Origin of the sequence: Streptomyces sp. NBC_00440 (genome assembly GCF_036014215.1) — a bacterium.
Classification (GTDB): Bacteria; Actinomycetota; Actinomycetes; order Streptomycetales; family Streptomycetaceae; genus Streptomyces.
This window is the reverse complement of record NZ_CP107921.1, coordinates 1,058,126-1,081,519: the sequence shown is the minus strand read 5'-3', so window position 1 is coordinate 1,081,519 and position 23,394 is coordinate 1,058,126. Positions and strand designations below refer to the sequence as shown.

General features: G+C 70.5%; 18 protein-coding genes and 1 riboswitch. Of the genes, 9 read left to right on the top strand and 9 right to left on the bottom strand.

Annotated features, from left to right (window positions below; all coding sequences use genetic code 11):
- Positions 1 to 5 precede the first annotated feature (5 nt).
- Positions 6 to 1,604, bottom strand: a complete 1,599-nt coding sequence (locus OHB13_RS04800; protein WP_328375873.1) for a serine hydrolase domain-containing protein — start codon at positions 1,602 to 1,604, stop codon at positions 6 to 8.
- Between the two features lie 14 nt (positions 1,605 to 1,618).
- Positions 1,619 to 3,112 (bottom strand): APC family permease, encoded by a 1,494-nt coding sequence (locus OHB13_RS04795; protein WP_328375872.1) that lies wholly within the window; start codon positions 3,110 to 3,112, stop codon positions 1,619 to 1,621.
- A 439-nt stretch (positions 3,113 to 3,551) separates the two neighbouring features.
- Between OHB13_RS04795 and rpe the strand changes: the two genes are divergently transcribed.
- Together rpe and OHB13_RS04785 are read left to right on the top strand one after the other, a co-directional pair.
- Positions 3,552 to 4,238, top strand: coding sequence for a ribulose-phosphate 3-epimerase (gene rpe / locus OHB13_RS04790; RefSeq protein WP_266859006.1), 687 nt, complete (start codon positions 3,552 to 3,554; stop codon positions 4,236 to 4,238).
- 110 nt (positions 4,239 to 4,348) lie between these two features.
- Positions 4,349 to 5,365, top strand: coding sequence for a sugar-binding transcriptional regulator (locus tag OHB13_RS04785; RefSeq protein WP_164267829.1), 1,017 nt, complete (start codon positions 4,349 to 4,351; stop codon positions 5,363 to 5,365).
- Between the two features lie 43 nt (positions 5,366 to 5,408).
- Here the strand turns inward: OHB13_RS04785 and OHB13_RS04780 are convergent, their stop codons facing one another.
- Positions 5,409 to 6,782 carry a cryptochrome/photolyase family protein gene (locus tag OHB13_RS04780; RefSeq protein ID WP_328375870.1) on the bottom strand — a complete coding sequence of 458 codons (1,374 nt, stop codon included), beginning with the start codon at positions 6,780 to 6,782 and terminating at the stop codon, positions 5,409 to 5,411.
- A 31-nt stretch (positions 6,783 to 6,813) separates the two neighbouring features.
- Positions 6,814 to 8,358: an SDR family oxidoreductase gene (locus tag OHB13_RS04775; protein WP_328375868.1), complete on the bottom strand. Its 1,545-nt coding sequence runs from the start codon at positions 8,356 to 8,358 to the stop codon at positions 6,814 to 6,816.
- Positions 8,359 to 8,509: 151 nt separating this feature from the next.
- Between OHB13_RS04775 and OHB13_RS04770 the strand changes: the two genes are divergently transcribed.
- From OHB13_RS04770 to OHB13_RS04760, 3 genes are all read left to right on the top strand, one after another.
- Positions 8,510 to 9,826, top strand: a complete 1,317-nt coding sequence (locus tag OHB13_RS04770) for an NAD(P)/FAD-dependent oxidoreductase (protein WP_328375866.1) — start codon at positions 8,510 to 8,512, stop codon at positions 9,824 to 9,826.
- 223 nt (positions 9,827 to 10,049) lie between these two features.
- The gene (locus OHB13_RS04765; RefSeq protein WP_328375864.1) at positions 10,050 to 11,495 is read left to right on the top strand and encodes a GuaB1 family IMP dehydrogenase-related protein; all 1,446 of its coding nucleotides are present in this window, start codon (positions 10,050 to 10,052) and stop codon (positions 11,493 to 11,495) included.
- Positions 11,496 to 11,804: 309 nt separating this feature from the next.
- Positions 11,805 to 12,710 carry an RNA polymerase sigma factor SigF gene (locus OHB13_RS04760; protein WP_443062923.1) on the top strand — a complete coding sequence of 302 codons (906 nt, stop codon included), beginning with the start codon at positions 11,805 to 11,807 and terminating at the stop codon, positions 12,708 to 12,710.
- 5 nt (positions 12,711 to 12,715) lie between these two features.
- On the opposite strand, the gene OHB13_RS04755 is transcribed toward OHB13_RS04760, so the two are convergent.
- A complete protein-coding gene (locus tag OHB13_RS04755) occupies positions 12,716 to 13,075 on the bottom strand; it encodes an ATP-binding protein (RefSeq protein WP_328375862.1) in 360 nt (119 codons plus the stop codon).
- A gap of 290 nt (positions 13,076 to 13,365) precedes the next feature.
- Here OHB13_RS04755 and OHB13_RS04750 point away from each other — a divergent pair, with 290 nt between their 5' ends.
- Positions 13,366 to 14,163: a carbon-nitrogen hydrolase family protein gene (locus OHB13_RS04750; protein WP_328375860.1), complete on the top strand. Its 798-nt coding sequence runs from the start codon at positions 13,366 to 13,368 to the stop codon at positions 14,161 to 14,163.
- Between the two features lie 95 nt (positions 14,164 to 14,258).
- Entirely contained in the window at positions 14,259 to 15,968 is a 1,710-nt protein-coding gene (locus tag OHB13_RS04745; protein WP_266859020.1) for a flavin monoamine oxidase family protein, read from the top strand.
- 64 nt (positions 15,969 to 16,032) lie between these two features.
- Here the strand turns inward: OHB13_RS04745 and OHB13_RS04740 are convergent, their stop codons facing one another.
- From OHB13_RS04740 to OHB13_RS04725, 4 genes are all read right to left on the bottom strand, one after another.
- Positions 16,033 to 16,965 (bottom strand): LLM class F420-dependent oxidoreductase, encoded by a 933-nt coding sequence (locus OHB13_RS04740; RefSeq protein ID WP_328375858.1) that lies wholly within the window; start codon positions 16,963 to 16,965, stop codon positions 16,033 to 16,035.
- A gap of 41 nt (positions 16,966 to 17,006) precedes the next feature.
- Positions 17,007 to 17,711 carry a DUF5995 family protein gene (locus OHB13_RS04735; protein ID WP_266859024.1) on the bottom strand — a complete coding sequence of 235 codons (705 nt, stop codon included), beginning with the start codon at positions 17,709 to 17,711 and terminating at the stop codon, positions 17,007 to 17,009.
- Positions 17,712 to 17,805: 94 nt separating this feature from the next.
- Positions 17,806 to 19,230 (bottom strand): uracil-xanthine permease family protein, encoded by a 1,425-nt coding sequence (locus OHB13_RS04730; protein ID WP_266859026.1) that lies wholly within the window; start codon positions 19,228 to 19,230, stop codon positions 17,806 to 17,808.
- Positions 19,231 to 19,401: 171 nt separating this feature from the next.
- Entirely contained in the window at positions 19,402 to 20,598 is a 1,197-nt protein-coding gene (locus OHB13_RS04725) for an MFS transporter (protein WP_328375855.1), read from the bottom strand.
- A 127-nt stretch (positions 20,599 to 20,725) separates the two neighbouring features.
- Between OHB13_RS04725 and OHB13_RS04720 the strand changes: the two genes are divergently transcribed.
- On the top strand, positions 20,726 to 21,901 hold the full coding sequence (locus OHB13_RS04720; protein ID WP_328375853.1) for an ROK family transcriptional regulator: 1,176 nt from the start codon (positions 20,726 to 20,728) through the stop codon (positions 21,899 to 21,901).
- Positions 21,902 to 22,016: 115 nt separating this feature from the next.
- A riboswitch (FMN riboswitch) is annotated at positions 22,017 to 22,147 on the top strand.
- Positions 22,148 to 22,328: 181 nt separating this feature from the next.
- Complete coding sequence (gene ribD, locus OHB13_RS04715) at positions 22,329 to 23,393, top strand: bifunctional diaminohydroxyphosphoribosylaminopyrimidine deaminase/5-amino-6-(5-phosphoribosylamino)uracil reductase RibD (RefSeq protein ID WP_328380213.1); 1,065 nt, start codon at positions 22,329 to 22,331, stop codon at positions 23,391 to 23,393.
- The last annotated feature ends 1 nt before the right edge of the window (position 23,394 follow it).

The following is a 23,394-nucleotide window of genomic DNA, read 5'->3' as shown; positions in this document are numbered from 1 at the left end:
TCACGCTATGGACGGAATGAGCGCGTGTAGCGGCATCCATCCAGGTCGACCCACAGCACTGAGCCGTTGAGGGCGGGGCCGGCTGTCAACCGCTCCGGCAATCGCGGATCGGCTCCGACGCGGAACGTTCCGTCATCGAGTGCGATGAGTTCCGGTTCATCGCACGGCGCTTCGACGCCGGTCGCAGCGATCATGTGCAGTCGCCCCGCCCGTTGCACGATCCTGAAGCTGGGATACCAGGGCGTGTAGCTCCGGTAGTGACCGGCGAGCGGATGCGGGGTTGTGGCCGGCGTGGGGTCAGGACCGAGCGTGGGGTCGGGACCGAGCGAGTCGGGTCCGCAGAGCCACTGCGGCTTCCCGGCGACGGTGCTCAGCGAATGGTGGTAGTCGGACCAGTCCGGGTGATCACATGCCAGCCGCCCGTCCCCTGCGTCGTACAGCTTGCCTGTTGTCCCGTTCGAGGTGAGAGAGAGGCCATGGTCCGCAGTGGCGTCGACCCGGATCCGGCGCGATCCCGCTCCGTAGCTTCCTGTGTAGCGATGAGCGTCTGCGATTATCTCCCGGTCGAACAGCGCCGGTTCCGGCGAGGCGCCTTGTACGACGGAAAGCACATGCCGGCCGAAACGGTCGATTATCTGGCAGTCGCCGGGCGCATTGGTCAGCACTGCGACGCCGTATCCACCGTCGATATCGGCGGCGAGAAACGAGCGGTATCCGACCATTCCGCCGGCGTGCATCAGCCAGGTATGGCCGTCGATGATTTCCACGTCCACGCCAAGTCCATAACCACTCCGATGTTCCGCCGAACCGCCTGCGTCGACACGGTCTGTGATGATCTGCTCGAACCGCTCCGGGCTGAGGATCCTGGTGCCGGCCACGGTGCCGCGCCCCAGGAGCATTCGAGCGAACACGCCCAAGTCGGATGCGGTTGCAGTCACATTCGCATCGGCCGCCGAATAATCGAGAAAGGTGGCAGGCGTGAGCGGGGCCGACGGCAGTGGCGGTGCGGCGTCGTGCCGGAACCGGTATCCGGTGGCGAGGTGGGCTATGTCTTCGTGAATGATGTGCGCTGTCGATTCACGCATTCCCAGCGGGTGCAGCAGCCGCTCGGGCATGGCGTCCGCGAGCGATTTCCCTGTGACATGCTCGATGATCAGCCCCAGCAGGTTATAGCCTTCGTTGGAGTAGTGGAACATCTGCCCCGGTTCGACACACGTCGTCGCATCACGCAATGCGTAACCGCGAGCGGCGGCATCGGGAAGCGCATCAGCCCCGGCCACCAGACCCGAAGTGTGCTGCATAAGGTGGCGGACTGTGATTTTTCGCGACCCGCCGTTCGGGGTGAACCACGGCAGATAGTCAGCAACCTGCGCCTCGAAATTCACCTTCCCCTCATCTGCCAATTGCCCGAGCAGGAACGCGGTGAAGGTCTTGCTGACCGAACCGATCTCGAACCGCGTGTGATCAGAAACTGGAGCACCGGATTCCGTGTCAGCGAATCCCTCTGTGATGAGCATGGATTCGCCGGTTGCGGTGACAATGCTGATGGCGAGCCCGGGCACCGGCCACGATGTGCGCAGCTGCTTTGTCAGCTGGGAGATCATGGGTCGCATGTTCATCAAATTCCCGCCTTCTGTGAACCGGATCCTGTGTACCTGTCAGGCCCGAGCTCGACGTTCGAGTAATCCATTTCCGCGTCCGGTCGGTGGCCCTTGACGAATCGGCGACACAGCGGGTACAGCGCCACGCCCAGGAGTGCCACCGCGAGACTCGTGAGGAACGTAGCGGTCTCATCGACTGCTGAAATCCACGCCAGATACACGATCATTCCGGTAGGGAGCGCGACCACCAGGACAGCGCCGGGCCAGCCGCCGGGAACACGAACCGGTCGGCGCATCTGCGGATACCGCCAGCGAAGGACCAGGAAGGCGACGAATTCAAGCAGGATGGACGACAGGGTGAGGAGCACCGTGGCCCGCAAAATCGAACTGAAATCGACAGCAGCGAGGACAATCACGACAATGCTGCTCGCCAGAAGAGCACCTACCGGCGTGTCGAATCGTCTACTGTCTCGTGCCATCCAACGAGGCAGATAAGCATCTGCTGCAAGCGCGCGCGGAATTCGTGTGCTCGTCAGGAGGATCGCCATGAACAAGCCGGCCAGGGAAAGCGCCGAGCCCAGGGAGATCAGCACCTTGAGCCAGCTTCCGCCCAAGATATCGCCGACCGTGATGAAATCGCCTTGAGCCCAGGCGGCGGGCGAACCCCGATGAAGGCCACTGCTGATGGCGGCGATCGTGGGCAAGAGGTAGGCAGCGATGATCAGCGGAACCGAAATGATCAGGGCGCGCGTGTAGGTTCGGTGCGCGTCGGCAACCTCACCCAGCACGGTACTCGGACCGTCGAAGCCAAGGTATAGCCACACGATCACGCTGAGCGCGCCGGCCACCGACGAGCGCGCGCTTTGACCTGGAATCATGAAGGGTGAAAAAACATCGGTTCCGTTGTTGATCGCTTGATAGACACCGATAACTGCCAACACGGCGAACGGTGCGAGAATCAGCACCATCATCCCGACTGAATATTCGCTCACGGCCTTGGAGCCGCGATAGTTGAGGTAGGCCATCGGGATAATGAGGGCGACGGTGACGATCCAGTGCAGGTCCACCACGAAGCCACCATGGAACAGGGACAGAATTACCAGTCCCTTCCCGCGCGTGATGGCGGGTACCCAGGTCGCCAGGTAGTCGACGAGCAGGATCGGATACAGGGTGAGATTCAACACTGAGCCGACCGTATTCCAGATACCGAACACAAATGCCGGAAAATTTCCGAGCGCGAGTTTTGTCCAGTAATAGTAGCCGCCGTTGACCGGTATCGCGGCGCTGAGTTCCGCTGCCACCAATGCGTTCGGGACACCGAAAATAATTGGCACCAGGATAATCATCATCAAGGTCATGCCCGGCCCGGCGCTGGAAATAGAAGCTTCCAGCCCGAAGGGACCTCCGGAAACCGTGAAGAAGAAGATGCCGACCAGTGGCAGCACGCCGATCGCACGTTTCCCCGTCCCCGGCGCCGATGGCGCGATATCGGTTGGGGTCAGTTCAGTCATACTGGTCTCCGCTAGTCGATCCGAGCCGGGCATCTGCCCCTATAGGAGCCCTTAGACCCTGAAGAAGTAGCTGGGTCACGTCAGATATGGGCGGTTGGGCACCTGATCGACATAACGTATGGGGCATCGTCGAAGCGGTCCTCGTCGTGCGCGTCAAAGCCGTACCCCGGTAGTTGTCGCTTCCACCAAACGCTGGACTCCGCAGCCCCTGTCACCTCTGGTGCACTCGATGGCCAGGATCGTGAGACCAAACCGGGTCGACCACGGATGAGACACCTGAGGACTTCCGGGCCAGGCCATCGGCTGTGGTAGGGAGAAGCGGGAACCTGCACCTCCCGGCGCCGGTGTATGCGAGGTTTGCGCGGTGTGTGCGGATCCCCGGTCCACCGCGGTCCCTGCCGTGGCGGGCAACTGCGCCGGGGCATGGCAGGCTTGGGGCATGGCCGTGCAGATCAACCCCAGCATCCTGTCCGCCGACTTCTCCCGACTCGCGGAGGAGGCGAAGGCCGTCGAAGGTGCCGACTGGCTCCACGTCGATGTGATGGACAACCACTTCGTCCCCAATCTGACCCTCGGGGTCCCTGTGGTGGAAGCGCTCAGCCGGGCCTCGGACACGCCGCTGGACTGCCACCTCATGATTGAGGACGCGGACCGCTGGGCGCCGCAGTACGTCGAGGCGGGCGCGGGCTCCGTCACCTTCCACGTGGAGGCCGCCGCCGCCCCCGTACGGCTCGCGCGCGAGATCAGGGCCAAGGGCGCACGCGCCTCCATGGCGCTGAAGCCCGCGACGCCCATCGAGCCCTACGAGGACCTGCTCCCGGAGCTCGACATGCTGCTGATCATGACGGTGGAGCCCGGCTTCGGCGGCCAGTCCTTCCTGGACATCATGCTGCCGAAGATCCGCCGCACCCGTGAGCTGATCTCCAAGCACGGACTCGAACTCTGGCTCCAGGTCGACGGCGGGGTCTCCGCGTCGACGATCGAGCGGTGCGCGGAGGCCGGCGCGGACGTCTTCGTCGCGGGCTCCGCGGTGTACGGCGCCGACGACCCGGCCGCGGCGGTCCGGATGCTCCGCCACCAGGCGCAGGAGACGACGGCGACGGCGGGCTGGGCCTGCGGCCACTGAGCGGCCAGGAGATGAACGCGGCCTTTCGGGGCTGATCAAGTGATGCCGGGTCTGACAGGATGGCGGGTCCGGGAGTGAACAGCAGTAGTGAGGAGATCGCGGTGTCTGCAATGTCGGCGGGCAGATCAGCCCTGCGGATGGGACCCGCGGAGCTGGTGCAGGCGGCGGCCATGGCCCGTCGCTTCTACCTGGAGGGAAAGTCCAAGATCCAGATCGCCGAGGAGTTCGGCGTCAGCCGGTTCAAGGTCGCCCGGGTCCTGGAGACGGCGCTGGAGCGCGATCTCGTACGGATCGAGATCCGGGTCCCCGCCGAGCTGGACGCGGAGCGCTCCGACGCGCTGCGGGCCCGTTACGGGCTGCGCCACGCGGTCGTCGTCGAGTCCCCGGCGGACGCGGCGGACGACGCCCCCGATCCGGAGAACCTGGGTGAGGTCGCCGCCGATCTGCTGGGCGAGCTGGTCACCGAGGGCGATGTGCTGGGCCTCGCCTGGGGTCGCTCCACCATCCACATGGCGGCGGCGCTCAATGTTCTCCCGCCGTGCACGGTGGTCCAGCTGACCGGTGTGTACGACGCGGGGACCGCCGAGCGCGGCTCCGTCGAGGCGGTACGGCGTGCCGCCCAGGTCTCCGGGGGCGAGGCGCACCCCATCTACGCCCCGATGCTGCTGCCGGACCCGGCCACCGCCGCCGCGCTCCGCAACCAGACCGGTATCGCGCGCGCCTTCGAGTACTTCGACAAGGTGACCGTCGCCGCGGTGTCCATCGGCTCCTGGGAGCCGGGCATCTCGACGGTCCACGACATGCTCAGCGACGCGGAGCGGGCGCACTACGCCTCGCTCGGGGTCGCCGCCGAGATGTCCGCGCACCTCTTCGACGCCGAGGGGCGGCGGGTCGGCCGCGACCTGGGCGAGCGGTGCATCACCGTCGAGGCCGACCGGCTGCGCCGGATCCCCGAGGTCGTGGCCATCGCGGGCGGCCAGCGCAAGGCGGCGGCGATCGGGGCCGTCCTGAAGTCGGGCCTCGTCACCAGCCTGGTCACCGACACGGCGGCCGCCGACTTCCTGCTGACGGAGACCGGACCCGGACCGCGCCCGGCGCTGGACCGCGCGGACCCCGACGGGGTCTGACCCCGGACGGGTGCGCTGACCGGCAGGCCTCGCGCCCCCGCGATCAGGCCCGGCCGCGTGCCTGCTTGAAGCGGGCCAGGCCGTCGGAGAGTTCGAGCAGGGGCCCGGGATAGTCGTACGCGGCGCGCTCCGGCCCCCGGAGCTTCCACGGCTCGTGCGCGGCCGCCCCCACCAGACCGGCCAGCTCGGGCACCCAGCGGCGGACGTAATCCCCCTGCGGGTCGTACCGCCTGCCCTGGGTCACCGGGTTGAACACCCTGTTCGGCCTGCTGTCCGTGCCGGTGCCCGCCACCCACTGCCAGTTGAGCTGGTTGTTCGCGACATCGCCGTCCACCAGCAGCTCCAGGAAGTACCGCGCACCGACCCGCCAGTCCACGTACAGCGTCTTGGCGAGGAAACTCGCGGTGAGCAGCCGCCCCCGGTTGTGCATCCAGCCCTCGTGCCGCAGCTGCCGCATCGCGGCGTCGATCACCGGATATCCGGTGCGTCCCTCCTTCCAGGCCGTGATCTCCCGCGCGGCGGACCGTTCGGAACGCCAGCGGTCGTGCTGCGAGCGGTAGTCGGCGGAAGCGGCCGCCGGGCGCGCGGCGAGCACCTGGTGGTGGAAGTCCCGCCAGCACAGCTGCCGTACGAACGCGTCGGCGCCCGCACCGCCCCTCCGGGACGCGCCGTGCACCAGCTCCACGGGGGAGAGGGTGCCGAAGTGCAGATGCGGCGACAGACGGGACGTCAGATCGCCCGGCAGGTCGTCGTGGTGGTCCTCGTACCCGGCGAGCCCGTTCCGCTGCCAGGCCGACCAGCGGGCGCGGCCCTCGCGCTCGCCGCCGGCGGCGAGACCTTCCGAGACCCCGGACACGTCCGTGCGGGACGGCAGCCGCTCCGACCGGGCGGCCCCGGGCACCCGTACCGTGCGCGGCGCGCCCTGGACGGTGCGCAGCCGCTCCTCGGACCAGCGCCTGAAGTACGGGGTGAACACCGCGAAGTGGTCCGACGACGCGGGGGTGACCGCACCCGGCGGCACCGCGGTGATCACCGCGTCATGGACGCACAGACGCCTGCCGTCCGCCTCCAGCGCCGCGCGCAACCGCTCCTCCCGGTGCTGCGCGTACGCGCTGACCCCGGCCGCCATGTGCACATCGGCGGCGCCCGTCTCCGCGGCCACCCGGCAGACCTCATCGGTCACGGCGCCCGACCGTAGGACGAGCCGGCCGCCGCGCTCCCGCAGCCCCGCGTCGAGGCCGGCCAGGCAGTCGGCCAGGAACGCCTGCCGGTTGGGCGCGGCGAAGCCCGCCGACTCGATGGCCCGGTCGCGGACGAACAGCGGCACCACCTCGTCCGCCGACGCGAGGGCCGCGCGCAGCGGCGGATTGTCGTGCAGCCGCAGGTCGGAGGTGAACAGGGCGACCGACACGCTCATGCGCCACTCCTCTTCGGTTTCCTGGCAGATTTCAGCGGGCGCCGGGGGCGGGCTCCTGACGGCCCTGGCTCGCGCGGTCCGCCGCTCCGGCGATATTGCGGGCCATTCCGCCGAAGACGACGGCATGGAAGGGCGCGACACTCCACCAGTACGCGTGTCCGAGCAGCCCCCGGGGGTGGAAGAGGGCGCGCTGCCGGTAGCGGGTGCGTCCCCGGCTGTCCCGGTCCACGGACATCTCCAGCCAGGCGAGTCCCGGCAGCCGCATCTCGGCCCGCAGCCGCAGCAGGCGGCCCGGCTCGATCGCCTCGACCCGCCAGAAGTCCAGCGAGTCGCCGACTCTGAGCCGCTGCGCGTCCCTCCGCCCGCGGCGCAGGCCGACCCCGCCGGCCAGCCGGTCCAGCCAGCCGCGCACGGCCCAGGCGAGCGGGAAGGAGTACCAGCCGTTGTCGCCCCCGACGCCCTCGACGATCCGCCAGAGCGCTTCCGGGGCCGCGTCCATGGTGAGTTGGCGCCGGTCCGTGTAGAGGCTGCCGCCCGCCCAGCCGGGGTCGGTGGGCAGCGGATCGCTCGGGGCGCCGGGCAGCGAGGCGGACGACCAGCGGGTGGTGACCTGGGCGTCCTGGACCCGCTGGAGCGCCAGTTGGAGCGCCCTGGCGAAGCTGAATGGCACACCGGGGCCGTCCGGCACATACCGCGCGATGTCGTGTTCGCGGCACACGACTTCGTAGCGCAGCGACTCGGCGAGCGGCCGGGCGAGCGAGCGCGGAACGGGGGTGACCAGGCCGATCCAGTGGCTGGACAGGCGCGGCGAGAGCATCGGCACCGGCAGGATGAGCCGGTGCGGAAGGCCGGCGACCGAGGCGAACCGGCGCATCATGTCGCGGTACGTCATGATGTCGGGTCCGCCGATGTCGAAGGCCCGGTGCACATCGGCCGGCATCAGCGCACTGCCGACCAGGTACCGCAGCACGTCCCGGACGGCGATCGGCTGGATCCGGGTGCTGACCCAGCTCGGCGTGACCATGACCGGCAGCCGCTCGGTGAGATACCGCAGCATCTCGAAGGACGCGGAGCCGGAGCCGATGATGACCGCGGCGCGCAGCACGGTGGTCGGCACCCCCGACGCGAGGAGGATGCGGCCGACCTCGGCCCGCGAGCGCAGATGCGGTGAGAGCTCCTGCTCCGGTACGCCGTCGGGGGTGAGGCCGCCCAGATAGACGATGCGCCGGACACCGGTGGCCCGGGCCTGCTCGCCGAAGATCCTGGCCGCCCTGCGGTCCGTCTCCTCGAAGCCGGAGCCGGTGTTCAGCGCGTGCACCAGGTAGTACGCCACGTCGATGCCCCGCATGGACGCGGCCACCGACGCGGCATCGGTGACATCTCCCCGTACGGCTTCCGCCCGTCCGGCCCAGGGGTGGTCCCGCAGTCTGTCCGGGGACCTGGACAGACAGCGGACGCGGTGGCCGGCATCGAGCAGTTCGGGCACCAGCCGGCCACCGATATAGCCCGTAGCCCCGGTCACCAGGCAGTGCAGGGCGGGTGAGCCGGGCGCGGGTGCCGCTTCACCGTCGCTCATGGAGACCTCCGTGGCATGTCGGTTTCATGGTCTTCTGTGCTGTTCTCTTCCTCCACTGTCCCTGCTTCTTCCCGGCAGGGGCGTCCGGCGAGAGAAAAGCGCCCCGAGGACGTCTACTGAGAAGTCCGGACGAGTGAAGGGTTGCCACCCCATGACGGACCACCGGGGCCGCCGCTGCGATGTCATCGTGATCGGCGCGGGGCTGGCCGGCCTCGCCTGTGCCGCTGATCTGTGCCGGGAGGGTCTGTCCGTCAGCCTGCTGGAGGCATCCGACACGCCCGGCGGCAGAATGCGCACCGACCGGCACGAGGGATTCCTCCTCGACCGGGGCTTCCAGGTCTTCAACACGTCGTACCCCCAGGTCAAACAGCGGATGTGGCTCCGAGGGCTGCGGCTGCGCCCCTTCACGCCCGGAGCCCTGGTGTACACGCCGTCGGGACGGCTGCGGTTCAGCGACCCGACCCGGCGGCCGGGCGTGGCGGTGGATCTGCTGTCGCTGCGGCCGGTCGCGGGCCGCCGCGACCTCCTGGCGCTCGGGCTGCTCTCCGCGCGCGACCTGTTCGGGCCGGCCGGCGCGGTGAAGCGTGCGGCGGACCGTACGACGCGCACGGCGCTCGCCGACGCCGGGATCTCCGAGAAACTGATCGACACGTTCTTCCGGCCCTTCCTCTCCGGTGTCTTCCTGGAGGACAGCCTCGAAACCTCGTCGCGCTTCTTCCATCTGGTCTGGCGCAGCATGCTCCGGGGCACCCAGTGCCTGCCCGCGGCGGGGATCGGCGCCGTACCGGCGCAGCTCGCGGGCGCGCTGCCGCCGGGGGTGCTGAGCCCCGGCACCCCGGTGCGGGCGATCACGGACGCAGGTGTCGAGCTGCCGGACGGCACGGAGCTCCACGCTCCCTGTGTGGTGGTCGCGACCGGGCCGGCCGCGGCGGCCCGGCTGCTGCCCGGCCTCGTCGTACCGGACACCCGCACCGTCACGACCTACTACCACGCGGCCCCGCAGCCGCCGCTGCACGAGCCGACCCTGCTGGTCGACAGCGCGCGGCGCTTCCTCAACACCTGCGTACTGAGCGAGGTCGCCCCCACCTACGCCCCGGCCGACCGCTCCCTGATCTCCACATCGGTCCTCGGTCCCGGCGGGCCGGGGGAGGAGGAGAGGCTGCGCGGCGTGCTCGCCGAGGTGTACGGCACCGACACGTCGTCCTGGGAGCTCCTCGCCCCGTACACGGTGGAGGGCGCCCTGCCCGCCATGACCGCGCCGTGGCCGCTGAGCCGCACGACGCGGGTGGCCGCCGGGCGTCATGTGTGCGGAGACCACCGCGCCACCGGGTCCGTGCAGGGCGCGCTCGCCTCCGGGGCACGTGCGGCGCGCGAGGTGCTCGCGGACCGGAGCGGACAGCACGGAGAGCACGAAGAGCACGGGCAGCACGGGCAGTACGGGCAGCACGGGCAGTACGGACCGGTCTGAGCCGCGCACCGGTCCGCGACACGCACCGCCGCCCCGGCCGGTTCGGCTGAACATACGAGCCGCCGTACCCCGCCCCTGGTGGAAGCCACAGAAGAGGGGGCGCGCATTCGCCACTCGGGGTCCCATCGGCGATGATGGCCTAGGAGCCGCAGCCTGATCCTGTGCCGGACGGCGCTGACTTCCCGCCCGCCCATTCTGTATAACCGCAGGTGAGAGAGTTAGTATGCGTTTCCTCAATGATCTCAAGCCGCCGTACGACCTGACGTACGACGATGTGTTCATGGTGCCGAGCCACTCCGCTGTCGGCTCACGTCAGGGCGTCGATCTGTCCGCCCCCGACGGCACCGGCACCACCATCCCGCTCGTCGTCGCGAACATGACGGCCATCGCGGGCCGCCGGATGGCCGAAACCGTCGCCCGGCGCGGCGGCCTGGTCGTCATCCCGCAGGACATTCCGATCGAGGTCGTCACCGAGGTCATCTCCTGGGTGAAGACGCGTCACCTCGTGCTGGACACGCCCATAGTGCTCGCCCCGACGCAGACCGTCGCCGACGCGCTGTCCCTGCTGCCTAAGCGCGCCCACAACGCGGGTGTCGTGGTGGACGAGGACAGGCGGCCGGTCGGTGTCGTGACCGACGAGGACCTGGCGGGCGTCGACCGCTTCACCCAGCTGTCCGAAGTCATGTCGTCCAAGGACCTGGTGCTCCTCGACGCGGACATCGACCCGCGTGAGGCGTTCAACCGGCTCGACGGCGCCAACCGCCGCTACGCGCCCGCCGTCGACACGGACGGCAGGCTGGCCGGCATCCTGACCCGCACGGGCGCTCTGCGCGCCACCCTCTACACCCCGGCCGTCGACGCTCAGGGCAGGCTGCGGATCGCCGCCGCCGTCGGTATCAACGGCGATGTCGCGGGCAAGGCCAAGCAGTTGCTCGACGCCGGCGCCGACACGATCGTCGTGGACACCGCGCACGGCCACCAGGAGTCGATGATCGCCGCGGTCAGGGCGGTGCGGGCACTCGACCCGCAGGTGCCGATCGTCGCGGGCAACATCGTGGCCGCCGAGGGCGTACGTGATCTCATCGAGGCCGGCGCCGACATCATCAAGGTCGGCGTGGGCCCGGGCGCCATGTGCACCACCCGGATGATGACGGGCGTGGGCCGCCCGCAGTTCTCCGCCGTGCTCGAATGCGCCACGGAGGCGCGGAAGTTCGGCAAGCACGTCTGGGCCGACGGCGGGGTCAGGCACCCGCGTGACGTGGCGATGGCGCTGGCCGCCGGTGCGTCGAACGTCATGATCGGCTCCTGGTTCGCCGGGACGTACGAGTCCCCGGGCGACTTGCAGCAGGCTGCCGACGGCCGCTGGTACAAGGAGTCGTTCGGGATGGCGTCGGCCCGCGCCGTCCGCAACCGTACGAGCGAGGAGTCGGCCTACGACCGTGCCCGCAAGGGCCTGTTCGAGGAGGGCATCTCCACGTCGCGGATGTTCCTCGACCCGGCCCGCCCGGGTGTCGAGGACCTGATCGACTCGATCATCGCGGGCGTCCGCTCCTCCTGCACCTACGCCGGTGCCAACACCCTGGAGGAGTTCGCCGAGAAGGCGATCGTCGGGGTGCAGAGCGCCGCAGGCTACGCCGAGGGCAAGCCGCTGCACGCCAGCTGGGGCTGACCGGTTCGGGCTGACCGTACCGACGCCGAGCCGGCCTCCGCACCTGCGGAGGCCGGCTCCGGCGTTTCCGCGCTCCGACGCGCTCTCCCCATATCCCCTCGCAACCCCTCGCGCCCCCCGTATCTCCCGTAGCACTGCTGTCCCCGCGTCTCCGATCACCGCTCTCTGTCACCGCCTTGTGTCACCGCCTGTGTCATCGCCCTGGCCCGTCGTTGACGGCGCAATGGCCGGATTCCCGCGTATGGAGTGCCCCGTAACGGGTAATCGGGAACTGCGGAAGCTGCCGGAGAACGAGAGAGGGAGTACACCGTGCCCCTGGCGACCACTGTCCCGGCCGGATTCGCCCCGCACGCCGGCCACCAGCCCGTCGGCCATCCGCACGCCGGCCACCCGCCGGGCCGGGCGCCCGGACAACTCCCTTACGTGGCATACCCGTCGAAGGTCGCGTCGTACGAGGCGCGCGAACTCTCCCGGCTCTTCTTCGCCACCCTCGACACAGCGGAAGAGGGCACCCACGAGCACCAGTACGCGCGCAACACACTGATCGAGCTGAACCTCTCGCTGGTCAGGTTCGCTGCCACCCGCTTCCGCAGCCGCTCCGACCAGATGGAGGACATCGTCCAGGTCGGCACCATCGGGCTGATCAAGGCGATAGACCGGTTCGACCTCTCCCGCGAGGTGGAGTTCGCGACATTCGCGATGCCCTGCATCATCGGTGAGATCAAGCGCTTCTTCCGTGACACCAGCTGGTCCGTCCACGTGCCCCGGCGCCTCCAGGAAATGCGGATCACGCTGGCCAAGGCGTCCGACGAGCTGTTCCAGACCCTGGACCGTTCCCCGACGCCCTCCGAACTGGCCAGGCACCTCGGGATGGACGAGGAGGAGATAGTCGAAGGGCTGGTCGCGGCCAACGGCTACACCGCCGGCTCCATCGACTCCACCGTCGAGGACGGCGCGGACAGCGGCGCCAGGACCCTGGCCGACCGGCTCGGCGAACCCGACAGCGGCCTGGACCTCGTGGAGAACCTCGCCGTGCTGAAACCGCTGGTGGCCCGGCTCGGTGCCAGGGACCGGCGCATACTGCGGATGCGGTACGGCGACGAGCTGACCCAGTCGCAGATCGGAGCCGAACTGGGCATCTCCCAGATGCATGTGTCCCGGCTGCTGGCACGGATCACCGCACAGCTGCGGAGGGAACTGCTCGGCCCGGAGTGACCGTCTCAGCCGACCGCCTGCCCGGCCGGCGGATGCGACCAGATCGCCCGGACCGTTTTGCCGGACGCGCGCGGGCTGATCTCGACCCGCCCGGCCAGCCGCAGCACCATGTGCCACCCGAACCCGCCGCCTCCCGAGAAGTCGGGCTCACGGGCGACGGGGTGCGCCGGGCTGTCGTCGTCCATCTCCACGACCAGCACGCCGGGCTCGGCGCTCAGCCGCAGGTGCCACCAGCCCGCGGTGTGACGTGCCGCGTTGGCGGCGAGTTCGCTGATCACGAGCAGCACAGCGTCGACATCGGCCCAGGGGCAGTTCTGGGACAGAAATCGGCTGGCGGCATCGCGGGCCGTGGCACTGTCTGCCAACGGCGAATCCATGACAACCACGGGCGGCTCCTCAGCATCTCCCGCTCGCTTACCCCGCCAGTGCCAGTCCATCACTCCCGGGTTCCGGGTTCGCCCCCAGCGGAATCGGTACGCCGCGGAGCCCTGACCCGCTGCCCGCTCGCGGGCACGCAACGGATCGCCATCAGCAGGCACAGAGACGCAACGAATCGTGCAGTGATGCGCAATGGAGGCGCCTTGTCCGCATGGAGCCGCTGAACGTACCGTCGGTCTGTCCCCAGAATCCCCTTCTGTACCGTCCGAGGTCTGCCATGCCGCCGCTGCGCACCGCCCTGCTCCAGAGTTCCGGCCGTCCCGGCGACGTCGCGGGGAACCTCACCGCGCTGGACGAGGCAGCGGGCCGGGCCGCGGCCTCCGGCGCCGGACTGCTGGTCTGCCCCGAACTGTTCCTGACCGGATACGCGATCGGTGAGGACGTGCCCCGGCTGGCCGAGCCCGCCGACGGCGCCAGTGCGCTGGCCGTCGCGGACATCGCGGTACGCCACGGGATCGCCGTGCTCTACGGCTACCCCGAACGCCACGGCGCGCAGATCCACAACGCGGCCCAGCTGATCGACGCCGAAGGCCACCGCCTGGCCAACTACCGCAAGACCCATCTCTTCGGCTGCTTCGAGCAGAAGTGGTTCACGCCGGGGGACGCCCCCGTCGTCCAGGCGGAGCTGGCCGGGCTCCGGATCGGGATCATGATCTGCTACGACGTGGAGTTCCCGGAGAACGTCCGGGCGCACGCACTCGCCGGCACCGATCTGCTCCTGGTCCCCACCGCCCAGATGCACCCCTTCCAGTTCGTCGCCGAGTCCCTGGTGCCGGTCCGGGCCTTCGAGAACCAGCTGTACATCGCGTACGTCAACCGCACCGGCCCCGAGGGCGACTTCGACTTCGTCGGCCTCAGCTGTCTGGCAGGCCCCGACGGGACCGTCCGCACCCGCGCCGGACGCGGCACCGAGCTGATCACCGGCGACGCCGATCCCGCGCTGCTGCGCGCCTCGCGCGAGAACAACCCGTATCTCCGCGACCGCCGACCGGACCTCTACCACTCGCTGGTCTGAGCCCCGCTCGTACCGCGCGCCCCTGCATCAGCCACTTCAGCACTTCCGCTACTTCAGCCGCTTCCGCGACTTTCCGTGCAAGGAGCCCGTACCCCATGACGTCCACGGTGCCCAACACCGCCGTTCAGCACGCCGACGGCCAGCCGCCGATCACCATGTTCGGACCGGATTTCCCCTACGCCTACGACGACTTCCTCGCGCACCCGGCGGGCCTCGGCCAGATACCGGCCACCGAGCACGGCACCGAGGTCGCCGTCATCGGTGGCGGGCTTTCGGGGATCATCACCGCGTACGAGCTGATGAAGATGGGCCTCAAGCCGGTGGTGTACGAGGCTGACCGGATCGGCGGGCGGCTGCGCACCGTGGGATTCGACGGCTGCGACCCCTCGCTCACCGCGGAACTGGGGGCCATGCGCTTCCCGCCGTCCTCCACGGCGCTCCAGCACTACATCGACCTGGTGGGTCTTGAGACGAAGTCCTTCCCCAACCCGCTGGCCCCCGGCACCCCTTCGACAGTGGTCGACCTCAAGGGCGAGTCGCACTACGCCACGTCCGTGGAGGACCTTCCGCAGGTCTACCGCGATGTGATGCACGCCTGGAACGCCTGCCTGGAGGAGGGCGCGGACTTCTCCGACATGAACCGCGCCCTGCGCGAGCGGGACGTACCGCGGATCCGGGAGATCTGGGCACGGCTCGTCGAGCAGCTGGACGACCAGACGTTCTACGGCTTCCTCTGCGGGTCCGAGGCGTTCTCCTCGTTCCGGCACCGGGAGATCTTCGGCCAGGTCGGCTTCGGGACGGGCGGCTGGGACACCGACTTCCCCAACTCGATCCTGGAGATCCTCCGGGTCGTCTACACGGAGGCGGACGACCACCACCGCGGGATCGTCGGGGGCTCGCAGCAGCTGCCGATGAGGCTCTGGGAGCGCGAACCGCAGAAGACCGTCCACTGGCCGTCCGGCACCTCGCTCGCCTCGCTGCACGGTGGGGAGCCCCGCGCCGCGGTGACCCGGCTGCACCGCACGGCAGGCAACCGCATCACCGTCACGGACGCGTCCGGCGACATACGCACCTACCCGGCGGCCGTCTTCACCGCGCAGTCCTGGATGCTGCTCTCCAAGATCGACTGCGACGACACGCTCTTCCCCATCGACCACTGGACGGCGATGGAGCGCACCCACTACATGGAGTCGTCCAAGCTGTTCGTCCCGGTGGACCGGCCCTTCTGGCTCGACGAGGCGCTGGACGACAACGGCAACCCGACCGGCCGCGACACGATGTCGATGACGCTCACCGACCGGATGACGCGTGGCACCTACCTGCTGGACGACGGCCCGGACCGGCCCGCCACGATCTGCCTCTCGTACACCTGGTGCGACGACAGCCTCAAGTGGCTGCCGCTCTCCGCGCACGAGCGGATGGAGGTCATGCTGAAGTCGCTCGGCGAGATCTACCCGAAGGTGGACATCCGGAAGCACATCATCGGCAACCCGGTCACCGTCTCCTGGGAGGACGAGCCCTACTTCATGGGCGCGTTCAAGGCCAACCTGCCCGGCCACTACCGCTACCAGCGGCGGCTGTTCACCCACTTCATGCAGGACCGGCTCCCCGAGGACCGGCGCGGGCTGTTCCTCGCGGGCGACGACATCTCCTGGACGGCGGGCTGGGCCGAGGGCGCCGTGCAGACCGCGCTCAACGCGGTCTGGGGCGTCATGCACCACTTCGGCGGTACGACCGACGCGGCCAACCCCGGGCCCGGCGACCTGTACGACGAGATCGCGCCGGTCGAACTCCCCGAGGACTGAGCCCCTGGACCCCCTGGGCTCTGAGCACGGGGGAGCGCGGGGAGGCCGTGCGCCGGCCGGCCGGTCAGATCCCGGCCGCGCGCGCTGCCGCGTACACCTCGGCGGCCACGTCGGTCAGTTCGTGCGCGTCACGCATCGTGCTCTGGAGGTCGAGCAGGAACTCGGTGGCCACCCCGGTCTCCGCATGGGCCGCCAGATCCTCGACGATCTGCGCGGTGCTGCCCTGGAACGGCTTGCGGTCCCCGCCCTCGTACGGCTTCACGCTGTGGGTCGCGTTGACCCGGACCGTCACGGTCAGCGGGCGCTCGCGGCCCCGTTCGCCCGCCAGGTCCTGGATCTTCCGCCACTCCTCGGCCAGGGCGCCGGGCCCCAGGGCAACCGGAATCCAGCCGTCCGCCCGGTCGACCAGCCGCCGGAGCGCGCGCGGGCCGCCCGCCGGCAGCCGGACCGGGATCGGGCGGGCCGGCTTGGGGCCGACCACGGCGGGCGCGATCGTGGTGAACTCCCCTTCGTACGCCACCGGATCGGGACCCCACACCGCTGCGAAGACATCGAGCAGCTCGTCCAGGAGCGCGCCCCGCTTCGCGAAGGGGGCCACGGCCGCCGCCGCGTACTCGTCGTGGGACCAGCCCGTCCCGATCCCGGCCACGACCCGGCCGCCGCTCGCCGCGTCGAGCGAGGCGAGGGAGCGGGCCAGCTGGAAGGGCACATGCAGCGGCGCCACCAGCACACTGGTGCCCAGCTCCGCCCGGCCGGTCGCCGCGGCGGCCAGGGTCAGGGTCACCAGGGGATCGGCCACCGAGCGGTACTGCTCGGGCCAGGGCAGCCCCGGGACGCCGTACAGCCCCTGGGTCGCGGGCTCCGGGAAGAGGATCCGCTCGAAGACCCACAGCGACTCGAAACCGGTCTCCTCGGCCGCGCGCGCCACCGCCGGGACATCACGCCCGATGGCGTACTGCTTCATCTGAGGAAGGCCGAGACCGAGCGGGACCGCCATGGTGAACTCCTTCGCCGGGAGAGCCGGCGCTGCCGGGTGGGTCAGCGCAGGGGGGTGAGCAGATACCGGCCGACCAGGCCGGCACTCGCGTCCATCCCCTCTCTGAACTCCTCGGCCAGCACCGGTTGTTCCCGCAGGCTCCAGAGAATCCGGGCGGCCGACCAGGCGGCGTCGCGGGCCCGCTCCAGACTCCACGAGCCGATGAGATGGGTGAGCGGGTCGATGATCTCCAGGAGGTCAGGACCCGGCATCAGCTCCTCGCGGATCCGCTCCTCCAGCCGTTCGAGTAGCTGGCCCACCCGGTGGAAGTCCCCTTCGAGCGCGGCGGGTTCGCAGCCGAGGAGACGGCAGGCGTCGATGACGGCGAGCGCCAGATCGTGGCCGATGTGCGCGTTGATGCCCGCGAGCGCGAACTGCAGCGGCCGTACGCCGGGATGGTGGCGGTACTGGAAGAGCGGCCGCCAGCAGGCGGGCGGCCGGTGCCCGTCGGCCACCGCTCCGACCGCGGCCAGATAGCGCTCCGCGAACACCACGTCGAGCGTCGTGGCGCGGCGCGGATCGGGGAACTGCCGTCCCTCGATGCGCTGTCCGACCTCTTCGGTGACCGTCAGATAGATGTTGTTGAAGACCGCCACCCCGTCCGCGGCCGGCCACGACGAGCGCAGGGCCCGCATCCTGGCCACCACACCGTCGACCGAACGCCGCTCGGGGACGGTCCGGGCCGCGCGCTGTTCCGTCTGTGTCATGGGGGCAGCCTGGCAGCAGCGGGCCGCCGGACGGCGGCATCACGCCCGTACTTCCTCAGAACGGGCGAAGCCGGAAAGGCTCCAGCGAAAGGCCTCAGGCGTCGCTGCCCGGCTCCGGCTCCGCGCCGCCCTCCGGCTTCTCGTACGAGGAGGTGCCCGAATCCAGCAGCGGCGTCTGCGACTTGAGGTGCGGCGGTGCCATGGCCCGCAGCGCGTGGTAGCCGGTGATGACCACGATGGTGCCGAGCGCGATCCCGCTGAGCTGGAAGTTGTCCGTGATCTTCAGTGAGACACCGCCGACACCGATGATGATGCCCGCGGCCGCCGGTACGAGATTCAGCGGATTGCGCAGATCCACCTTGCCGTTGATCCAGATCTGCGCGCCGAGCAGGCCGATCATGCCGTAGAGGATCACGGTGATCCCGCCGAGCACGCCGCCCGGGATGGCGGCCACCACGGCACCGAACTTGGGGCAGAGGCCGAAGAGCAGGGCGAAGCAGGCGGCCGCCCAGTACGCGGCGGTGGAGTACACACGGGTCGCGGCCATCACGCCGATGTTCTCGGAGTACGTGGTGTTGGGAGGGCCGCCCAGACCGGTGGAGAGCATGGAGGCGACACCGTCGGCGGCGATGGCGGTGCCCAGCTTGTCGTCCAGGTTCGAGCCGGTCATCTCGCCGACGGCCTTGACGTGCCCGGCGTTCTCGGCGATCAGCGCGATGATGACGGGCAGCGCGACGAGGATCGCCGACCACTGGAAACTCGGGGCGTGGAAGTGCGGCAGCCCGACCCAGTCCGCGTGGCCCACTGCGGAGAGGTCGAGACGCCAGTGGTCGGTGACCTTGCCGGCCGAGTCGACCGAGTGGATCTTCCCGAAGACCCGGTCGGACAGCCAGGAGAGGCCGTATCCGAAGACCAGCCCCAGGAAGATCGCGATCCGGGACCAGAAACCGCGCAGGCAGACGACGGCGAGACCGGTGAAGAGCATCACCAGGATCGCCGTCCACTGGTCCTGCGGCCAGTACGTGGACGCGGTCACCGGCGCCAGGTTGAAGCCGATCAGCATGACGACCGCACCGGTGACCACCGGCGGCATCGCGGCATGGATGATCCGCGCGCCGAACCGCTGGACGGCCAGACCCGCCGCGAAGAGGACCGCACCGACGACGAAGACCGCACCGGTGACGGTGGCGCTGCTGCCTCCGGTGGCGCGGATGGTCGCGGCGACGCCCACGAACGAGAGCGAACAGCCGAGATAGCTGGGGACCCGGCCACGGGTGGCGAGCAGGAAGATCATGGTCGCGACACCGGACATCATGATCGCGAGATTCGGGTCGAGCCCCATCAGGACGGGCGCCACGAACGACGCACCGAACATCGCCACGACATGCTGCGCGCCGAGCCCGGCGGTGCGCGGCCAGGTCAGCCGTTCGTCGGGGCGTACGACGGCCCCCGGGGCGGGGGTCTTCCCGTCCCCGTGCAAGGTCCAGCGCACGCCCAGGCCGCCCATGATCGCTCCCATTCGTTCAGTTCTCTGCTGATTCTCTGTCTCGCCCGGCAGCTGATCGTGCACTTCGCGGCAGAAATGGCCAGAGCAATGTTAATCCGGAGCCCGGCCCTCCCTTTACCGCCGGGAAGCAGGTCCGGTCACCGCGGGGAAGCGGCTCCGGTCACCGGCGGAGAGCGGCCCCGGTCAGGCCTCCTGCTCAGCCCCGGCCACCGCCACCACGCGGTTCGTCGAGCGCAGCACACCCGCGGCCAGCACCAGGCCGAACGCCAGCACGGTCACCAGGATGAAGGAGCCCACCAGCGAGGTCGCATTGGCGATCCCGCCGATCGCCGACGGCGCGATGAGCCCCGAGGTGTACGTGATGGTGGCGACGCCCGCGATGGCCTGGCTGGTGTTGGGGCCGCTGCGCCCGGCCGCCGCGAAGGCCAGCGGGACGACCACCGCGACCCCGAGCCCGATCAGCGCGAAACCGCCCACCGCCGCCCAGGGGTTGGGGGCCAGTACGACCCCCAGCCCGCCCAGCGTGGCCAGGACCCCGCCCGCGCGTACCGTCCGTACCGCGCCGAAGCGGTCGACCACCCGGTCCCCGGCGAGTCTGGCCACCGCCATGGTGAGCGAGAAGGCGGTGGTGGATCCGGCGGCGACGCCCGCCGATGTGTCCAGCGTGTCCCGCAGGAAGACCGCCGACCAGTCCAGGCTCGCGCCCTCAGCGAAGACCGCGCAGAAGGCGACAGCGCCGATGACCAGCGCGGACCTCGGCGGCAGCGCGAAGCGCGGCGGCGGTGCGTCGTGCTCCGTGCTCCGCAGGTCGAGTACCCCCTGGCAAGCGGCGAGTCCCAGCACGGTGAGGGCCGCGGCGGCGATGCAGTGATGGAGCCTGGCGTCGCTGCCCAGATGGGCGGCGAGCGTGCCGGCGGCCGACCCGATCAGGGCGCCCGCGCTCCACATGCCGTGCAGCCCGGACATGATGGACCGGCCGAGCCGGTTCTCCGTCTCGACCCCCAGTGCGTTCATCGCCACGTCCGCCATGCCCGCGGCGGCGCCGTAGAAGAAGAGCACGGCGCAGAGCGTCACCAGATTCGGTGCGAAAGCGGGCAGCGCCAGTGCCAGCGTCCACAGCGCGAGCAGCCCGCGCAGCGCGTTGCGGGCCCCGAACCGGTGGGTGACCGCACCCGAGACCGGCATCAGCAGCGAAGAACCGATCGCCGGAAAGGCCAGCGCCAGACCGAGCTGGCCCGCGCTCACCCCGGCGTGCTCCTGGATCCAGGGGACGCGGGTCGCGAAGCTGCCGGTCACCGCGCCATGGACGCAGAACACGGCAGCCAGGGCGTACCGCGCCCGCTTCACTCTGCGCAGGCTGAAGCCCGCCTCGGCAGTCATGCGCCCTCCCCGAGCGTCGTTCGCTGTCCCGTACCCCTGATGCGGCTCCCGGTACCGCCGGGTGCCGTGCCCGGCCGTAAACTATCAGGCAACCTGCCTGATAAATAGATCTGGAAGGATCCCGGCCATGCCCGCATCCTCGATCACCGCTCGGGCCGTCAACGACCGCATCGCCCTCGACCTGCTCCAGGGAGAGGGCCCGTTGACGGCCGGGCAGCTCAAGACGCTCACCGGACTCTCCCGGCCGAGCGTCGCCGACCTCGTGGAGCGGCTTCAGACGGCCGGGCTGATCTCCGTCGTCGGCGAGGCGGGCGCGGAGCGGCGCGGCCCGAACGCCCGGGTGTACGGGATCGTGGCCGACCGGGCGCACCTCGCGGCCCTCGACGTACGGACGGGAAGCGTCGCCGTGGTCGTCACCGACCTGCTCGGCGCGGTACTCGCCGAGGCCACGCTGCCCATCGGAGACGGTGCGGGCCCCGGCCCCGCCGACGCCGTGGAGGAGGCGGCCGCCCTGCTGGAGCGCACCGTGCGGCAGGCCGGCGCGGCCCGGCTGCACAGCGTCGGGATCGGCGCCCCGGGCCTCATCGACCCGGCCACCGGCGAACTCCGCAACTCCAGCGGGCTGCCCGCCTGGCACCGCAGCCTGGTCGGCGCGCTCCAGGAGCGGCTGCCCGCCACCGTCCTGGTCGAGAACGAGACCAATCTCGCCGCCCTGGCCGAGCAGCGGACCGGCGCGGCCCGCGGGCTCGACACCTTCGTCCTGCTCTGGCTCGGGCACGGCGTCGGCGCCGCCCTCGTCCTCGAAGGGAAACTGCGCCGGGGCGCGTCGGGCGGCGCGGGGGAGATCGGCTTCCTCCCGGTTCCCGGCGGGGGGCTCCCGTCGGCCACCGACTGCGGCGAGGGGTTCCATGGCCTGGCGGGCAGCGCGGCGATCTGCGCGCTGGCCGACCGGCACGCCGTCACGGCGGTGCCGGAGGTACGGGAACCCCCGGCGGCCGCCGTCGTGCGGGCCGCTCCGTCGGCGGGCCGCCGCGGCGAGGACTTCCTGGAGGCGCTGGCCGGGCACATCGCCCTCGGCGCCGCAGCCGTCGCCGCGGTGGTCGACCCGGGCTGTGTGGTGCTGGGCGGCGAGATCGGCCACGCGGGGGGCGCGGACCTCGCGGCCCGGGTGGAACGGCGCCTGGCCGCACTCTCCCCGCTGCGTACCGAAGTGCGGGCCGGGACTCTCGGCGGCGCGGCGGTGCTGCACGGCGCACTGCTGACGGCGCGGGACGCGGCGCAGGACGATCTGTTCGGCGGCTGACCGGCCGCCCGGCACGCGCTGTGACCGGACGGTCGCAGTTGCCTGTGAGCCAGCCCACATCGGCTCGCCCGCATGGCCGACGGCCGGACGTGGCAGACTTGCCGTGTACCAGCAGCAGCGCACTCCGGGGTCGGTGTAATTCCGAACCGGCGGTTATAGTCCGCGACCCGTCCGCATCCAGTGGGCGGTTGACCAGGTGTAATTCCTGGACCGACGGTGAAAGTCCGGATGGGAGGCAGTGCGCGGCGGGCCGTATTGGTACGCCGTAGCCGGTGGCGTGTCGTCTCGACACAGCCTCCTCCGGTCCCGGCGTTCCTGTGTGGTCCCGCTCTCTGTCGTCATCGACAGGCCCCGGAGTCCGTGCCCGAAGAGGCAGGAGGACCCGGTGGCCACCGCAGCCGTTCCGTCGCCACAGGCGGTCGACGCCATGCGCCGAGCCATCGCGCTCGCGGCGCGCGGACTCGGATCCACCAGCCCCAACCCCGTCGTCGGGTGTGTCGTCCTCGACGCGTCGGGCGAACCGGCGGGCGAAGGCTTCCACCAGCGGGCAGGCGGTCCGCACGCCGAGGTCAACGCACTCGCGGCGGCAGGTGACAGAGCGCGCGGCGGCACCGCGTACGTCACGCTCGAACCCTGCAACCACACCGGCCGCACCGGCCCCTGCTCCCAGGCGCTCATCGACGCCGGCGTCGCCCGCGTGGTGTACGCGGTCGCCGACCCCAACCCGCAGGCCACCGGCGGCGCCGACACCCTGCGCGCGGCCGGGATCGCGGTCACGGCGGGCGTGCTGGCCGACGAGGCCGAAGCGGGCAACACCGCCTGGCTCACCTCGGTACGCCTCGGCCGCCCCCATGTGACCTGGAAGTACGCGGCGACGCTCGACGGCCGCACCGCGGCCGCCGACGGGACGAGCCGCTGGATCACATCGGCCGAGTCCCGCGCCGACGTCCACCGGCTGCGCGCCGAGTCCGACGCGGTCCTCGTCGGCTCGGGAACCCTGCGCGCCGACGACCCGCACCTCGCCGTCCGCGGTATCGAGGGTGCCACCCAGCCGCTGCGGGTGGTCCTGGACACCCACGCCCGCTCCCTCACCCGCACCGCCCGGGTCCTGGACGACGCGGCACCGACGCTGGTCGTCGTCGGCAAGGGCGTCACCACGCCCCCGCTCCCCGGAGCGAGCGCCGCCGAAGTGGCGCGGCTGCCGTACGACGGGGCCGGTATCGCCGTCGACGCGCTGCTCGCCGAGCTGCACGCGCGCGGTGTCCGCTCCGTACTCCTCGAAGGAGGGCCGACGCTGGCCGGCTCCTTCGTCGCCGCGGGCGCCGTCGACCGGGTCGTCGGCTATCTCGCCCCTGTCCTCCTCGGCGCGGGCCCCGCGGCCCTCGCCGACGCCGGAATCACCACCATCACCGACGCGTTGCGACTCGACGTCACCGAGACCGTCCGCATCGGCCCCGATCTGCGGATCACCGCCACCCCGAAGGAGCGCTGAG

What these genes read in the sequence shown, in the direction of transcription:
- OHB13_RS04800 (WP_328375873.1), bottom strand. Translation starts at nt 1,604, where the DNA reads ATGATCTCCCAGCTGACAAAGCAGCTGCGCACATCGTGGCCGGTGCCC.
- OHB13_RS04795 (WP_328375872.1), bottom strand. Translation starts at nt 3,112, where the DNA reads ATGACTGAACTGACCCCAACCGATATCGCGCCATCGGCGCCGGGGACG.
- rpe (WP_266859006.1), top strand. Translation starts at nt 3,552, where the DNA reads ATGGCCGTGCAGATCAACCCCAGCATCCTGTCCGCCGACTTCTCCCGA.
- OHB13_RS04785 (WP_164267829.1), top strand. Translation starts at nt 4,349, where the DNA reads ATGTCGGCGGGCAGATCAGCCCTGCGGATGGGACCCGCGGAGCTGGTG.
- OHB13_RS04780 (WP_328375870.1), bottom strand. Translation starts at nt 6,782, where the DNA reads ATGAGCGTGTCGGTCGCCCTGTTCACCTCCGACCTGCGGCTGCACGAC.
- OHB13_RS04775 (WP_328375868.1), bottom strand. Translation starts at nt 8,358, where the DNA reads ATGAGCGACGGTGAAGCGGCACCCGCGCCCGGCTCACCCGCCCTGCAC.
- OHB13_RS04770 (WP_328375866.1), top strand. Translation starts at nt 8,510, where the DNA reads ATGACGGACCACCGGGGCCGCCGCTGCGATGTCATCGTGATCGGCGCG.
- OHB13_RS04765 (WP_328375864.1), top strand. Translation starts at nt 10,050, where the DNA reads ATGCGTTTCCTCAATGATCTCAAGCCGCCGTACGACCTGACGTACGAC.
- OHB13_RS04750 (WP_328375860.1), top strand. Translation starts at nt 13,366, where the DNA reads ATGCCGCCGCTGCGCACCGCCCTGCTCCAGAGTTCCGGCCGTCCCGGC.
- OHB13_RS04745 (WP_266859020.1), top strand. Translation starts at nt 14,259, where the DNA reads ATGACGTCCACGGTGCCCAACACCGCCGTTCAGCACGCCGACGGCCAG.
- OHB13_RS04740 (WP_328375858.1), bottom strand. Translation starts at nt 16,965, where the DNA reads ATGGCGGTCCCGCTCGGTCTCGGCCTTCCTCAGATGAAGCAGTACGCC.
- OHB13_RS04735 (WP_266859024.1), bottom strand. Translation starts at nt 17,711, where the DNA reads ATGACACAGACGGAACAGCGCGCGGCCCGGACCGTCCCCGAGCGGCGT.
- OHB13_RS04730 (WP_266859026.1), bottom strand. Translation starts at nt 19,230, where the DNA reads ATGGGAGCGATCATGGGCGGCCTGGGCGTGCGCTGGACCTTGCACGGG.
- OHB13_RS04725 (WP_328375855.1), bottom strand. Translation starts at nt 20,598, where the DNA reads ATGACTGCCGAGGCGGGCTTCAGCCTGCGCAGAGTGAAGCGGGCGCGG.
- OHB13_RS04720 (WP_328375853.1), top strand. Translation starts at nt 20,726, where the DNA reads ATGCCCGCATCCTCGATCACCGCTCGGGCCGTCAACGACCGCATCGCC.
- ribD (WP_328380213.1), top strand. Translation starts at nt 22,329, where the DNA reads ATGCGCCGAGCCATCGCGCTCGCGGCGCGCGGACTCGGATCCACCAGC.